Source organism: Streptococcus sp. SM3, from assembly GCF_027497875.1.
On sequence record NZ_JAJNSA010000062.1, the window covers coordinates 1 to 14,025 of the forward strand.

Sequence of the window (14,025 nt, forward strand, 5' to 3'; positions counted from 1 at the left end):
GATTTTGGTTTCTACCATGTTTGCCAATAATGAGACAGGAACCCTACTGCCCATTTCTGAAATTGGCCAAATACTCAAGCAACACCCTGCTGCCTATCATGTCGATGCAGTTCAGACTATTGGTAAAATACCAATTCATCCCGAAGAATTAGGCATTGATTTTCTCACTGCTTCGGCCCACAAGTTCCATGGTCCTAAGGGAATCGGCTTTCTCTACGCATCTAGCATGGACTTTGATTCCTATCTCCATGGCGGAGACCAAGAACAGAAAAAACGTGCAGGGACTGAAAATCTTGCTGCCATCGTAGGCATGCTTGCGGCCCTAAAAGAAGACCTAGAAAAGCAAGAAGACAATTTTCAACATGTACAAAATCTAGAAACTGCCTTTCTGGCAGAGCTAGAGGGCATTCAATATTACTTGAATAGAGGACAACATCATCTCCCTTATGTTCTCAATATTGGATTTCCTGGCCAGAAAAATGACCTCTTGCTCCTTCGGCTAGATTTAGCTGGAATTTCAATCTCTACTGGCTCAGCCTGTACTGCAGGCATTGTTCAATCAAGCCATGTTCTTGAAGCCATGTACGGAGCAAATTCAGAACGCTTGAAGGAATCTGTTCGCATCAGTTTGTCGCCACAAAATACTGTTGAAGATCTACAAACCCTCGCAAAAACCTTAAAAGAAATTATCGGAGGTTAGCCATATGGCATTTGAAAAAACCATTCACTTAAAAAATTGTCGTTACGACTACACTCTTAGTCCTTCTGTTAAGAAATTCACCCTTAAGGACAACACCTTTTTTGAGACAAAAGTTGGTAACTATGAACTAACTCGCCTGCTTGAAAAGGTTCCAAACAGCGGTGAAGGCTTCCAACTCAAAATCATCATTAACAAGGAACTTACAGGTGCTAAAATCAATATCACTGACAAGTTTGGGCTACGTCTAGTTGATATTTTCAAATCAGAAGACCACCACATTCATCAAGAAAAATTCTACTTCCTCATGGATAGCTTAGTAGAGCGTGGTGTCTTTACAAAATCGGAAAGATAGGTCCCATATGTTTGAACTGACCTATAAGGACAACTATCATGTAGAGCGTACACTCAAGTATGAGGATTATGAAGCTCTCATGCTGGCTCTGTCAGGATGTGTGACCCTACCAGATACACTTTATGTGACTTCTCTGACTTTTAAGGGCCAGAAAGTTTATCAAGGGCTGGTCGGAGACCTCTACCGTTTTCTATCACATGCAGATTTTTTACATCAAAACTAAGATTTTTCTTAGTTTTTTCTTATTTTTGTTGATTTTTTCACAATGTTTCTATAAAATAGAAGAATAGAAAGGTTGTGATTTTGTGAAAGATAAACAGTCTGCTATTCCAAAAGCAACAGCGAAAAGACTCTCTCTCTACTATCGAATTTTTAAGAGATTTCATGCAGAAAAGATTGAACGTGCCAACTCTAAGCAAATTGCAGAGGCTATCGGTATTGATTCCGCGACCGTACGTCGTGATTTTTCCTACTTTGGTGAACTAGGTCGCCGTGGTTTTGGCTATGATGTCAAAAAACTGATGACATTTTTTGCCGATTTACTCAATGATAACTCCATTACCAATGTCATGCTGGTTGGTATTGGAAATATGGGTCATGCCCTTCTCCACTACCGCTTCCACGAGCGTAACAAGATGAAAATTATCATGGCCTTTGACCTAGATGACCATCCCGAAGTCGGTACCCAAACTCCTGATGGAATTCCCATTTACGGGATTTCTCAAATCAAGGATAAAATCAAGGATGCTGATGTGAAGACTGCTATCCTGACAGTTCCCAGCGTCAAGTCACAAGAGGTTGCCAATCTATTGGTGGATGCTGGCGTGAAAGGAATTCTCAGTTTTTCACCAGTCCATCTGCATTTACCAAAAGACGTGGTCGTTCAGTATGTCGATTTGACAAGTGAACTCCAAACCCTCCTCTACTTCATGAGAAAAGAGGATTAGAAAGCGAAAATCATTTTATGAAAAAACCAGTTATTGGGATTACAGGAAACGAAAAAACTCATCCAGATGATGACATCATGATGAGCTACGTAGCAAAAGGCTTTGTTGAAGGCGTTAAAGACGCTGGAGGGATTCCCATCATCCTACCGATTGGTGATCAAGAAATGGCCTGCCACTATATCAGTATGATTGACAAACTCATCTTGACAGGTGGGCAAAATGTTGATCCAAAATTCTATGGTGAACCAAAAACCATCGATAGCGATGACTACCACCTTCAAAGGGATATCTTTGAACTGGCCCTCATCAAGGAAGCTATTAAACAGAAAAAGCCAATTTTTTCTGTCTGCCGTGGAACTCAACTCTTTAACGTTGCCATGGGTGGAACTTTATACCAAGATATCGAAGACCATTGGCAAGATTGTTCTGCCGAATACACAACCCAACGCTTGGTGACAGAACCTGATACAGTTCTTCGAGAAATCTATGGAGAAATCTCCCATATCAACTCCTTCCACCATCAGAGTATTAAGGATTTAGCACCTAACTTAAAGATTGCGGCCCATGATCCTAAGGATGGTATCATTGAAGCTGTCATGAATACGGATGATGTCGCCTTTCTCGGTGTCCAATGGCATCCAGAATTTCTATTTGAAAATCGTCCCAAAGATAAAAACCTCTTTGACTATGTCGTTAATGAACTTTAGATTAAATCCGTCTTTTCACGATAACTAAAGTAATTAGAATGAGAGACAATCAAATGGTCCAAGAGGACAATCCCCATCAGGTCACAGGCTTCTTTTACAAGTTTGGTGACATGATCATCATTTCGGCTAGGCGCTACCGCTCCTGAAGGATGATTGTGAACTAAGATGAGAGAGGTCGCCATATGCTTGATAGCATAGTGAAGAATCTCCCGTGGTTCAGCGATACTACGAGTAGCTGAGCCGATAAAAATGGTCTGTTGATGGATAATTTGATTTTGAGTATTGAGATAGAGCGCCACCAGGTGCTCTTGTTTTTTATGTCCTAACTCCTGCTGCATCTTCTTGGCCAACTTTTGACTGCTGAGAATACTTTCCATCTCAAGAGTCTCATGTTTGTGAATACGATGGCCCAGTTCAATCATAGCTTGTAATTCTATAGCCTTAACACGCCCGATACCAGACAGACTCTGCAATTCCTGCAGTGTCATTTTTTTCAAATCCGTTAGGCTTGAAAGATTGTTCAAAACTTTCTGGGCAATTTCAAAAACGCTAGCTTGACGTGTTCCTGTCCTAAGTAAAATAGCTAGCAACTCTTGATTACTGAGCGCTTCAACTCCTTCTTTTGCCAGCCTTTCTCTTGGTAATAGTGAATCTTCTTGGAATGAAATACTATACATAAAAATCCTCCTCACTTTATTATTCGTGAGAAGGATGGAAAATTAGGTTTTTTTCTCAATTGGAGCCACACTGGCTAAAAGTTTTTTCAAACCTACTTCTGGGAAATTGATTTTTAATTCCTGCGTAGCACCGCTACCTGAAACTTCCAGAACAGTTCCCTCTCCCCACTTCTTGTGGAGGGCAATGTCACCAATAGACCAATTTGCTTCACTAGACGCTGATTTTACGCCAGCTGTAAATTGACCAAATGGGAGACCGCTTGACTGGATAGATTTTGGGGCAGCACTACGTTTACGATCTTGAAGAGCTTGAGCCAGACTCATACCTTGGCCAAAGGCAAGGCCACCACCGCTATAAGATGCTTTAAAACTTGTATTCGTAGGACGAGCTAATCCTTGATACTCAAGTAAGTCTGAGCTAATTTCGTTAATAAAACGAGTCGGACGGTTGTAGTTGGTACGACCAAAAAGCAGGCGCGAGTTGGCATTTGTCAGATAGAGAATTTTCTCTGCACGCGTAATTCCTACATAGGCCAGACGGCGTTCTTCTTCTAGTTCATCTTGATCTTCAGCCGCACGACTAAGCGGGAAGACATTTTCTTCCATCCCAATCAAAAAGACAACTGGAAACTCGAGACCTTTGGCAGCATGCAGAGTCATCAAGGTCACTTCTGATGTCTCCTGACTCCCTGAATCTGTGTCGGCAATCAAGGCCAGGTCATTTAAGAAACGACTTAGTTTGTCCAAACCAGTTTCTTCTTCTGGCTCATCAGAGGTGTCATCAAAGTTTTTCGTTACAGAAAGGAACTCTTCGATATTTTCAACCCTAGCCTTGCTTTCTAAGGTCGCTTGAGCATTTAGAATATCGACGTAACCTGTTTTTTCTAAAACAGCCTCAACCAACTCTGTAATTGTTAATTGGTCCAGCTGCTCCCGCAAATCCAGAATCATATTGGCAAAATCCCAGATAGACTGGGCTGCTTTTCCTTTGATGCCAGACAACATGATATTTGCTGAAGCATCTAGCATAGACATGTCTTGCATATTCGCAAAGTCACGGATTTTCTCAACCGTTCCTGGCCCAATTCCACGTTTAGGCTCGTTGATAATGCGCTCAAAACTGATATTGTCACTCAAATTGGCAATAAGATTGAGATAAGCGATAATATCGCGAATTTCCTTACGGCTGTAGAACTTTGTCCCACCAACCATTGTATAAGGAATGTTTGACTTGAGCAGAGCTTCCTCAATAGTACGAGACTGGGCGTTAGTACGATAGAGAACTGCAAAATCCTTGTGAAGGAATTTTTGGTTGCGACCAAGTTCATCGATAGTTCTGGCTACAAATACAGCCTCATCTAGCTCATCATTGGCACGATAGTAAACGATTTGTTCCCCATCAGCATTTTGAGTCCAGAGATTCTTGGGACGGCGATTTTTATTGTTTTTAATGACCTCGTTGGCCGCTTGGAGAATGGTTTTAGTTGAGCGGTAATTCTCCTCTAACAAAACAACCTTGGCTTGTGGATAATCCTTTTCGAAGTCCAAGATATTCTGCATATCAGCACCACGCCAACCGTAGATAGACTGGTCCGCATCCCCAACCACACAGATATTTTTAAAACGGGAAGCCAAGAGTTTGACTAGTTGGTACTGAGCGTGGTTGGTATCTTGGTACTCATCAACATGGATGTACTGAAACTTCTGCTGGTAGTAGGTCAAGACATCCGGATTTTGATCAAAGAGACGCAAGGTCAGCATAATCAAATCATCAAAGTCAACCGACTCCGACTGACGCAATTCTTTTTGGTAAGCAGTGTAACACTGGGCCACGATTTGCGCATACATATCGCCAGCTTGGGCAGCATAAGCCACATCATCAATCAAATCATTCTTAGCATTGGAAATGGTCCCCAAAATAGTTCGTTCATTCCATTTTTTAGGATCCAGGTTCAACTGCTTAAGAATGCGTTTCATGAGCGTTCGTTGTTCACCAGGATCAACAATTGTAAAATTACGATTGTAGCCAATATGATCCGCATCGCGACGCAAAATACGAACGCACATGGAGTGGAAGGTCGCAATCAGACAATCCTGAGTAGCTGGATTGAGGCTATAAGCACGCTCTTTCATCTCACGCGCAGCCTTATTAGTAAAGGTAATGGCCAAGATATTCCATGGATTGACCATCTTTTCATCAATCAAATAAGCAATACGGTGGGTCAAAACTCGGGTCTTCCCAGAACCAGCCCCTGCCATGATTAACAAGGGACCCTCTGTCGTTTGCACCGCCTCAGCCTGACGGTCATTCATTCCATTTAATAATGCGTTCATCTTCTCTTCCTTACTCTTGAAGTCAATATTTCTATTATATCAGAATTCAAGGAAAATATCTTTACCTAGACTGGTTACGTCTAGAAGGCAACTTCTTATATCTAGATAAAAAATGAGCTTGGATATTATTTCCAAACTCATTTTTTACTCAATGAAAATCGAAGTGCAAACTAGGAAGCTAGCCGCAGGCTGTACTTGAGTACGGCAAGGTGAAGCTGACGTGGTTTGAAGAGATTTTCGAAGAGTATAAAGTCAATTTCAATATACTAGAACAAACCTAGGACAGTTCCATCGCTTTCAACATCCATGTTGAGAGCAGCTGGTCGTTTTGGAAGGCCTGGCATGGTCATGACGTCACCAGTTAAGGCAACGATAAAGCCTGCACCTAATTTTGGTACCAATTCACGAATGGTAATTTCAAAGTTTTCAGGTGCTCCAAGTGCATTTGGATTATCTGAAAAACTATATTGAGTTTTAGCCATACAGATTGGCAATTTATCCCAACCGTTTTGAACGATTTGAGCGATTTGTGTTTGAGCTTTCTTCTCAAAGTTTACTTTGCTACCACGATAGATTTCAGTAACAATCTTTTCAATCTTTTCTTGAACAGAAAGATCATTGTCATACAAACGTTTATAGTTAGATGGGGTTTCAGCGATAGTTTTGACAACTGTTTCAGCAAGAGCTACACCACCTTCGGCACCATCAGCCCAGACACTTGCTAACTCGACTGGTACATCGATTGAAGCACAAAGTTCTTTCAAGGCTGCAATTTCTGCTTCAGTATCAGAGACAAATTCGTTAATCGCTACAACTGCAGGTACTCCAAATTTACGGATGTTCTCAACATGGCGCTTCAAGTTGGCAAAACCGGCACGAACAGCTTCTACGTTTTCTTCTGTCAAAGCGTCTTTAGCCACGCCACCATTCATCTTAAGGGCACGAAGGGTTGCAACAATAACTACTGCATCTGGAGATGTTGGCAAGTTTGGTGTCTTAATATCAAGGAATTTCTCGGCACCAAGGTCTGCACCAAAACCAGCTTCAGTAACTGTGTAATCAGCCAAGTGAAGGGCTGTGCTTGTTGCCAAGACTGAATTACATCCATGAGCAATATTAGCAAATGGACCACCATGTACAAAGGCAGGTGTTCCGTAAATTGTCTGAACCAGGTTCGGTTTAATAGCATCCTTCAAAATCAATGCTAAAGCACCTTCAACCTGCAAATCACCTACAGAAACAGGTGTACGGTCATAGCGATAACCGAAAACGATATTAGCCAAACGGCGTTTCAAGTCCTCGATGTCTGTTGCCAAGCAAAGAATTGCCATGATTTCGGAAGCAACTGTAATATCAAAGCCATCCTCACGAGGAATACCATTTAGAGGGCCACCAAGTCCAACGGTCACATGGCGAAGAGCACGGTCGTTCAAGTCCACAACACGTTTCCAAAGGATACGACGTTGGTCAATTCCCAACTCATTCCCTTGGTGCAAGTGGTTGTCAATCAAGGCAGAAAGCGCATTGTTGGCAGTCGTAATGGCATGCATGTCTCCAGTGAAGTGAAGGTTGATGTCTTCCATTGGCAGAACTTGAGCGTAACCACCACCAGCGGCACCACCCTTAATCCCCATCACTGGACCAAGAGATGGTTCGCGGATAGCAATCATGGTTTTCTTGCCAATCTTGTTCAAGGCATCCGCAAGACCAATGGTAATAGTTGATTTTCCTTCACCTGCAGGTGTTGGATTGATGGCAGTAACCAGAATCAATTTTCCAACTGGATTGCTCTCAACTGCACGAATTTTATCAAAGCTGAGCTTAGCCTTGTACTTTCCATACAACTCCAAATCGTCGTAAGAAATACCAAGTTTCTCTACAACATCAACAATTGGCTTCAACTCAATACTCTGTGCGATTTCAATATCTGTTTTCATTCAAAACTCCTCTAACCTCTTATATGATAATTCATTATAACACAAAACAAGATTTTTAACATCCTAAAACTCTCTAAACGTTCGTAAATATCCCTATTTTTAAGGTTTTTAGAGTTCTTTCTTAAATTTTATATGGCTTTATAGTTTGAAACTATAGTAAATCTTCGTTTTTACCAAAAATTTATCGCTTTCATTTTACTTACCGTTTATTTTTGTGTACAATAGTGCTATGAAAATTTTAGTTACATCGGGCGGTACCAGTGAAGCTATCGATAGCGTCCGCTCTATCACTAACCATTCTACAGGTCACTTGGGGAAAATCATCACAGAAACCTTGCTTGCTGCAGGGCATGAAGTTTGTTTGATAACAACAAAACGAGCCGTGAAGCCAGAAGCCTATCTCAACCTAAGCATTCGAGAAATTAACAATACCAAGGACCTTCTACTAGAAATGCAAGAACATGTTCAGGATTATCAAGTCTTGATTCACTCAATGGCCGTATCCGACTACACTCCTGTTTATATGACAGGGCTGGAAGAAGTTCAGGCTAGCTCCAATCTAGAAGAATTTTTAAGCAAACAAAATCATCAAGCTAAGATTTCTTCAACTGACGAGGTTCAGGTTTTATTCCTGAAAAAAACACCAAAAATCATCTCTTTAGTCAAGGAGTGGAATCCTGCTATTCATCTGATTGGTTTCAAACTGCTGGTTGATGTCTCTGAGGATTATCTGATAGAGATTGCCAGAAAAAGTCTTATCAAGAACCAAGCAGACTTAATCATTGCAAATGACCTGACTCAAATCTCAGCGAACCAGCATCGTGCAATCTTTGTTGAGAAGGATCATCTTCAAACTGTTAACACTAAAGAAGAAATTGCAGAACTCCTCCTTGAAAAAATTCAAGCCTATCATTCTTAGAAAGGAAAGCTATGGCACATATTCTCTTGGCTGTAACAGGGTCTATCGCCTCTTACAAGTCGGCAGATTTAGTCAGTTCTCTAAAAAAACAAGGTCATCAAGTCACTGTTTTAATGACTCAGGCTGCTACAGAGTTTATCCGACCTTTGACACTACAGGTCTTATCACAGAATCCTGTCCACTTAGATGTCATGAAAGAACCTTATCCTAATCAGGTTAATCATATTGAACTTGGAAAAAAGGCAGATTTATTTATCGTGGCCCCTGCAACAGCTAACACTATTGCAAAACTAGCTCACGGCTTTGCGGACAACATGGTGACCAGTACAGCTTTAGCTCTGCCAAGTCATATTCCCAAACTCATCGCACCTGCTATGAATACAAAAATGTATGAACATACAGCAACTCAGGCTAATCTGAAAACATTAGAAACCTACGGCTATCAGCTGATTGCTCCAAAGGAATCCCTACTAGCTTGTGGAGACCATGGACGAGGAGCTTTAGCAGACCTCACAATTATTTTAGAAAGAATAAAGGAAACTCTCGATGAAAAAACGCTCTAATATTGCACCCATTGCTATCTTTTTTGCAACCATGCTTGTGATTCATTTTCTAAGCTCACTTATCTTTAACCTTTTTCCATTTCCAATCAAACCGACCATCGTTCATATTCCTGTCATTATTGCCAGCATTATCTACGGACCACGAGTTGGGATTACACTTGGATTTTTGATGGGGCTACTTAGTTTGACGGTTAATACAATTACGATTCTACCGACAAGTTACCTCTTCTCCCCATTTGTACCAAACGGAAACATCTACTCAGCTATCATAGCTATCGTCCCACGTATTTTGATTGGTTTAACTCCGTATCTAGTCTATAAACTAATGAAAAACAAGACTGGTCTGATTTTAGCTGGTGCCCTTGGTTCACTTACCAACACAGTCTTTGTACTTGGTGGAATTTTCTACCTTTTTGGAAATGTTTTTGATGGTAATATCCAAAAACTCCTAGCAACTGTTATCTCAACAAATTCGATTGCCGAATTAGTCATTTCCGCAGTTCTTACTCTAGCTATTGTTCCACGACTACAAACATTGAAGAAATAAAAACAATCTCCGCTTTCATGCTTGAAGGTGGAGATTTTGCTCTATATCATTACTATTATTAGTGAAATCTTTACCAATATTTAATTTAAAATGACCTATAAACTCAAGTAAATCCTTGCTTTATTGTCTTGTTTATTGTACTATACTAGTGTATATACAGACAAAAAGGAGATTCTTATGAATACACGGAAAAAGACACAATTTATGACAATGACTGCCCTCTTAACAGCTATTGCGATTTTGATTCCAATTGTTATGCCTTTCAAGATTGTCATTCCACCTGCTTCTTACACTTTGGGGAGCCACATCGCTATTTTTATCGCCATGTTCCTATCGCCCTTGATGGCAGTTTTTGTCATCCTAGCCTCTAGTTTTGGATTTTTGATGGCTGGCTATCCTATGGTTATCGTATTTCGAGCTTTTTCCCATATCTTTTTTGGGACTCTAGGAGCTCTTTACCTACAAAAATTCCCCGATACCCTAGATAAAGCAAAATCTTCCTGGATTTTTAACTTTGTTTTAGCGCTTATCCATGCTCTTGCTGAAGTATTAGCCTGTGTCCTTTTTTACGCAACTTCCGGTACCAATGTAGAAAATATGTTTTATGTTCTCTTTGTGCTAGTTGGATTTGGAACAATTATCCATAGTATGGTAGACTATACATTAGCACTAGCTGTCTATAAAGTGCTTCGAAAACGCCGTTAAAAGGAAAAGCTATGACAAAAGATCGCAAACAAGCTCTGCTCCAACTCTTGAAAGAAGCTCCTAAAGCCCTCAATGGTCAAAGTTTGGCGGAACATTTTCATGTCACACGTCAGGTCATTGTGCAGGACATTGCAATTTTGAGAGCCGATGGCGCTCCTATCCTATCTACTAATCGTGGCTACGTCTATAAGCAAGTTGAGGTTAATCCATACGTCCACAAACTTTTCAAAGTGAAACATGAAGTTGAAGAAATCGGTCAAGAACTCCTTGCTATCGTAGATAATGGCGGACGTGTCCAAAACACCTTGATTGACCATCCCGTTTATGGAGAAATTGAAACCTTGCTGAAACTGTCTTGTCGCCGAGATGTGCAGCATTTTCTAGAACAAGTCGAGCATTCAGATTTTAGACCTTTATCTGAATTGACAGATGGTATTCATTACCACCTAGTCGAAGCCGAAACACAACAAGACCTCCACTATATCGAGGAGGCCTTGGATCAGCTCGGTTATTTAGTAAAAGACTAGAAGATTTTCTTCGCCCAGCCATCTTCTGTACGGTGGCGGTAGAAAAATTCAGATTTGTCAGGAGCTTCCATCATCTCCATCAATGGTAACATATCATAGGCCAGATCCAAGTTTGGAATCTGGTCTTTTTGCACCCAAGAAACTTCTCCTTCATCTGAAGAGCGAAGGCTACCAGAGAACTCAGTCGCCTTATAACAAAAGACGATATAGCGCCCGCCTGTATCCAAAGGCCAATTTTTAATGCCGACAAGTTGAGGATTTTGGATAGTCAACCCTGTTTCTTCGTAGATTTCACGAATGACAGACTCCGCAAAAGCCTCACCATTTTCTACATGACCTCCTGGAAAGGCATAACCAGACCAGCGATTGGTTTCAGGAGAGCGATACTGCATAACCACGCGCTGGGTTTCTATGTCTTCAATCAGACAAATGTTTGTTAAAATCGTTAATTGGGAACGAGACATATTTTCTCCTTTAGGTAATATTCTAATCCAACGCCTTGACTTCCAGCATCATATCACGGATCTGAGCAGCCAGTTCAAAGTCAAGCACTTCGACGGCTTCTTGCATTTGTTTTTCGAGTTTCTTGACGAGTTCTTTGCGTTCTTGTTTGTTAAGGCTGTTGATGTCAACTTCCTTGTCTTCTTCCTTAGCAACTGCCTTGGTCACAGCAATCAGATCACGGATTTCTTTCTTGATTGTCTGAGGTACGATACCATGCTCTTCATTATAAGCCATCTGGATTTTGCGACGGCGGGCAGTTTCATCGATAGCACGTTGCATAGACTGAGTCACGGTGTCCGCATACATGATGACATGACCTTCACTGTTACGAGCAGCACGACCAATGGTCTGGATAAGACCACGTTCATTACGAAGGAAACCTTCCTTGTCAGCATCAAGAATGGCTACGAGACTCACTTCGGGAACGTCAATCCCTTCACGGAGCAGGTTGATTCCGACCAAGACATCAAAGACACCCAAGCGCAGGTCACGGATAATCTCTGTCCGCTCCAAAGTCTTGATATCCGAGTGCATGTACTTGACCTTGATGCCCATTTCCTTGAAGTAGTCGGTCAAGTCTTCTGACATTTTCTTGGTCAAGGTTGTGATAAAGGTACGCTCATTTTTCTCAACACGGGCATTGATTTCACCTAAGAGGTCATCAATCTGTCCCATAGTCGGACGAACTTCCACCTCAGGATCCAAAAGCCCTGTCGGACGAATGATTTGCTCAATCACTGTCTCAGTCTGTTCATTTTCATAGTCACCAGGTGTCGCTGAAACGTAAACAATCTGGTGCACATGACTTTCAAACTCCTCACGACGGAGAGGACGATTGTCAAGAGCAGACGGCAAACGGAAACCATAATTAACCAGCATTTCCTTACGAGAGCGGTCTCCATTGTACATGCCCTTGATCTGCCCCATGGTCATGTGACTCTCATCAATCATAATCAAGAAATCATCTGGGAAGAAATCTAAGAGCGTATAAGGAGGCTCACCCTCACTCCGTCCATCCATGTGACGTGAATAGTTCTCAACCCCGTTGGTATAGCCCATCTCACGCAGCATTTCGATATCATACTCTGTCCGCTGTTTCAAACGCTGGGCTTCCAGCAGTTTTCCTTCATTCTCAAAGACAGCTAACTGCTCCTCCAACTCGGCCTGAATCTTGGCAATGGCAACTTCCATGTGGTCATCATTGGTCACAAAGTGAGTAGCTGGGAAAATCGCCAAATGATCCACTTCTCCCAACACCTGACCTGTCAGAGCCTCAACTTCACGAATACGGTCAATTTCATCTCCAAAGAATTCTACTCGAAAGGCGTGTTCATCACGAGATGCTGGGAAAATCTCCACCACATCCCCACGCACACGAAATCTTCCCCGTTGGAAATCAATATCATTTCGCTCAAACTGGATATCAACCAAGTCATTTAAGAGTTTATCACGAGAAATTTCAAGACCTGGACGGAGACTAACGACACTATCAGCGTATTCTTTGGGCGAACCCAGACCATAGATACAAGAAACGGAAGCTACGACGATAACATCATTACGCTCCAGAAGAGCTGAGGTAGCTGAGTGGCGTAGCTTATCAATCTCATCATTGACAGAGCTATCCTTTTCAATATAGGTATCACTAGAAGGGACATAGGCTTCTGGCTGGTAATAGTCATAGTAAGACACAAAATACTCAACTGCATTTTCAGGGAAAAATTCCTTAAATTCTCCATAGAGCTGGCCTGCTAGAGTTTTATTGTGGGCGATGACCAGAGTAGGTTTATTGACTTTGGAAATGACTTGACTCATGGTATAGGTCTTCCCTGTTCCGGTCGCTCCCATCAGAATCTGAGCTTTTTCTCCCCCCTCGATATTATCAACCAACTGCTCGATAGCTTGTGGTTGATCTCCTGAAGGTTGGTATTTTGATACTAGTTTAAATTGATTATCTGTAATACGATTGATCATAAGAATCCTCTCTCGATATGCTATTCCTATTTTAGCATACTTGTAGCATTTTCACGAAGAAAAGGACAGACCAAAGTCATATCCTTTCATTTTCTTTCTTTAATTGATAGGCGAGATAGACAATCAGCAGTAGTAAGACCAGACTTGTCATGATGGAACCCTCAATACCAAAAGATCCACCTGATAGCCAGCTCTGATCGCCTTGTGGTAAAAAGGTCATCAGCGATGTTCCTGACGGCTGACCACTAACTAAAATCCCAAATAGATTTCCCTGAGCAAAATTCCAGGCTCCATGAATACCTGCAACACCCCAAACTGTATCAGTTTTGAGAAGGTAAAGAGCCATGGCAACTCCGAATAAAAAGAGATTTACTAAAGATAGTGGTGTTAGACCAGAATTGCCCATATGAAGCAGGGTAAAAAATATGCTAGATATAACAACAGCTAGTTTTAGATTGGTTCTTGAAGCCAATTGAGGAAGGAGCCAAGCACGGGCCACCACTTCTTCTGCTGCCCCCTGTAAAATCCAAAATGGGATAGTAAAGACAACAAAGGCAAGCGAATAAGGATTCAAATGAATGGACTCAAAACGATATTGCCCAAAAGCTACTAAACCTAACAAGGTCAGAAGAAAA

Annotated in this window: 16 protein-coding genes; 10 read left to right on the forward strand and 6 right to left on the reverse strand. The window is 41.5% G+C overall.

Annotated features, from left to right (window positions below; genetic code table 11):
- The 5 genes from PAN06_RS09350 to PAN06_RS09370 all read left to right on the forward strand — a co-directional run.
- On the forward strand, positions 1-700 hold a 700-nt coding region (locus PAN06_RS09350), incomplete at its 5' end, for an aminotransferase class V-fold PLP-dependent enzyme (protein WP_269796160.1).
- 4 nt (positions 701-704) lie between these two features.
- On the forward strand, positions 705-1,052 hold the full coding sequence (locus tag PAN06_RS09355; RefSeq protein ID WP_269796161.1) for a DUF1831 domain-containing protein: 348 nt from the start codon (positions 705-707) through the stop codon (positions 1,050-1,052).
- A gap of 7 nt (positions 1,053-1,059) precedes the next feature.
- Complete coding sequence (locus PAN06_RS09360) at positions 1,060-1,275, forward strand: DUF4649 family protein (RefSeq protein WP_060628213.1); 216 nt, start codon at positions 1,060-1,062, stop codon at positions 1,273-1,275.
- Between the two features lie 82 nt (positions 1,276-1,357).
- Positions 1,358-1,999 carry a redox-sensing transcriptional repressor Rex gene (locus PAN06_RS09365; protein WP_000653417.1) on the forward strand — a complete coding sequence of 214 codons (642 nt, stop codon included), beginning with the start codon at positions 1,358-1,360 and terminating at the stop codon, positions 1,997-1,999.
- Positions 2,000-2,016: 17 nt separating this feature from the next.
- The gene (locus PAN06_RS09370; RefSeq protein WP_269796162.1) at positions 2,017-2,706 is read left to right on the forward strand and encodes a gamma-glutamyl-gamma-aminobutyrate hydrolase family protein; all 690 of its coding nucleotides are present in this window, start codon (positions 2,017-2,019) and stop codon (positions 2,704-2,706) included.
- Here the strand turns inward: PAN06_RS09370 and radC are convergent.
- The 3 genes from radC to PAN06_RS09385 form a co-directional block, all read right to left on the reverse strand.
- Positions 2,703-3,383 (reverse strand): DNA repair protein RadC, encoded by a 681-nt coding sequence (radC, locus tag PAN06_RS09375; RefSeq protein ID WP_049501787.1) that lies wholly within the window; start codon positions 3,381-3,383, stop codon positions 2,703-2,705. The two genes, PAN06_RS09370 and radC, sit on opposite strands and share 4 nt — an antisense overlap.
- A gap of 42 nt (positions 3,384-3,425) precedes the next feature.
- Positions 3,426-5,717, reverse strand: coding sequence for a DNA helicase PcrA (gene pcrA, locus PAN06_RS09380; protein WP_269796163.1), 2,292 nt, complete (start codon positions 5,715-5,717; stop codon positions 3,426-3,428).
- Positions 5,718-5,983: 266 nt separating this feature from the next.
- Complete coding sequence (locus PAN06_RS09385) at positions 5,984-7,654, reverse strand: formate--tetrahydrofolate ligase (protein WP_269796164.1); 1,671 nt, start codon at positions 7,652-7,654, stop codon at positions 5,984-5,986.
- 229 nt (positions 7,655-7,883) lie between these two features.
- On the opposite strand from PAN06_RS09385, the gene coaB reads away from it, so the two are divergent.
- The 5 genes from coaB (at position 7,884) to PAN06_RS09410 (ending at position 10,915) form a co-directional block, all read left to right on the forward strand.
- Positions 7,884-8,573, forward strand: coding sequence for a phosphopantothenate--cysteine ligase (gene coaB / locus PAN06_RS09390; protein ID WP_269796165.1), 690 nt, complete (start codon positions 7,884-7,886; stop codon positions 8,571-8,573).
- A gap of 11 nt (positions 8,574-8,584) precedes the next feature.
- The gene (coaC, locus tag PAN06_RS09395) at positions 8,585-9,136 is read left to right on the forward strand and encodes a phosphopantothenoylcysteine decarboxylase (protein ID WP_269796166.1); all 552 of its coding nucleotides are present in this window, start codon (positions 8,585-8,587) and stop codon (positions 9,134-9,136) included.
- Positions 9,120-9,683 (forward strand): ECF transporter S component, encoded by a 564-nt coding sequence (locus PAN06_RS09400; RefSeq protein WP_000747406.1) that lies wholly within the window; start codon positions 9,120-9,122, stop codon positions 9,681-9,683. Before coaC ends, PAN06_RS09400 begins: the two co-directional genes overlap by 17 nt.
- 177 nt (positions 9,684-9,860) lie before the next feature.
- Positions 9,861-10,388, forward strand: a complete 528-nt coding sequence (locus PAN06_RS09405; RefSeq protein ID WP_269796167.1) for an ECF transporter S component — start codon at positions 9,861-9,863, stop codon at positions 10,386-10,388.
- A gap of 11 nt (positions 10,389-10,399) precedes the next feature.
- Positions 10,400-10,915 (forward strand): transcription repressor NadR, encoded by a 516-nt coding sequence (locus tag PAN06_RS09410; RefSeq protein WP_269796168.1) that lies wholly within the window; start codon positions 10,400-10,402, stop codon positions 10,913-10,915.
- On the opposite strand, the gene PAN06_RS09415 is transcribed toward PAN06_RS09410, so the two are convergent.
- The 3 genes from PAN06_RS09415 to PAN06_RS09425 form a co-directional block, all read right to left on the reverse strand.
- Entirely contained in the window at positions 10,912-11,379 is a 468-nt protein-coding gene (locus PAN06_RS09415; RefSeq protein ID WP_269796169.1) for an 8-oxo-dGTP diphosphatase, read from the reverse strand. The two genes, PAN06_RS09410 and PAN06_RS09415, sit on opposite strands and share 4 nt — an antisense overlap.
- 22 nt (positions 11,380-11,401) lie before the next feature.
- Positions 11,402-13,390, reverse strand: coding sequence for an excinuclease ABC subunit UvrB (uvrB, locus tag PAN06_RS09420; RefSeq protein ID WP_269794733.1), 1,989 nt, complete (start codon positions 13,388-13,390; stop codon positions 11,402-11,404).
- 76 nt (positions 13,391-13,466) lie between these two features.
- The coding region (locus tag PAN06_RS09425) for a CPBP family intramembrane glutamic endopeptidase (protein WP_269796170.1) at positions 13,467-14,025 on the reverse strand (559 nt) is incomplete at its 5' end.

Excerpts from the sequence above, each read along its gene's own strand:
- PAN06_RS09405 (WP_269796167.1), top strand. The coding sequence starts at position 9,861 with ATGAATACACGGAAAAAGACACAATTTATGACAATGACTGCCCTCTTA.
- PAN06_RS09360 (WP_060628213.1), top strand. The coding sequence starts at position 1,060 with ATGTTTGAACTGACCTATAAGGACAACTATCATGTAGAGCGTACACTC.
- PAN06_RS09415 (WP_269796169.1), bottom strand. The coding sequence starts at position 11,379 with ATGTCTCGTTCCCAATTAACGATTTTAACAAACATTTGTCTGATTGAA.
- PAN06_RS09410 (WP_269796168.1), top strand. The coding sequence starts at position 10,400 with ATGACAAAAGATCGCAAACAAGCTCTGCTCCAACTCTTGAAAGAAGCT.
- coaC (WP_269796166.1), top strand. The coding sequence starts at position 8,585 with ATGGCACATATTCTCTTGGCTGTAACAGGGTCTATCGCCTCTTACAAG.
- uvrB (WP_269794733.1), bottom strand. The coding sequence starts at position 13,390 with ATGATCAATCGTATTACAGATAATCAATTTAAACTAGTATCAAAATAC.
- pcrA (WP_269796163.1), bottom strand. The coding sequence starts at position 5,717 with ATGAACGCATTATTAAATGGAATGAATGACCGTCAGGCTGAGGCGGTG.
- radC (WP_049501787.1), bottom strand. The coding sequence starts at position 3,383 with ATGTATAGTATTTCATTCCAAGAAGATTCACTATTACCAAGAGAAAGG.
- coaB (WP_269796165.1), top strand. The coding sequence starts at position 7,884 with ATGAAAATTTTAGTTACATCGGGCGGTACCAGTGAAGCTATCGATAGC.
- PAN06_RS09385 (WP_269796164.1), bottom strand. The coding sequence starts at position 7,654 with ATGAAAACAGATATTGAAATCGCACAGAGTATTGAGTTGAAGCCAATT.
- PAN06_RS09355 (WP_269796161.1), top strand. The coding sequence starts at position 705 with ATGGCATTTGAAAAAACCATTCACTTAAAAAATTGTCGTTACGACTAC.
- PAN06_RS09400 (WP_000747406.1), top strand. The coding sequence starts at position 9,120 with ATGAAAAAACGCTCTAATATTGCACCCATTGCTATCTTTTTTGCAACC.
- PAN06_RS09370 (WP_269796162.1), top strand. The coding sequence starts at position 2,017 with ATGAAAAAACCAGTTATTGGGATTACAGGAAACGAAAAAACTCATCCA.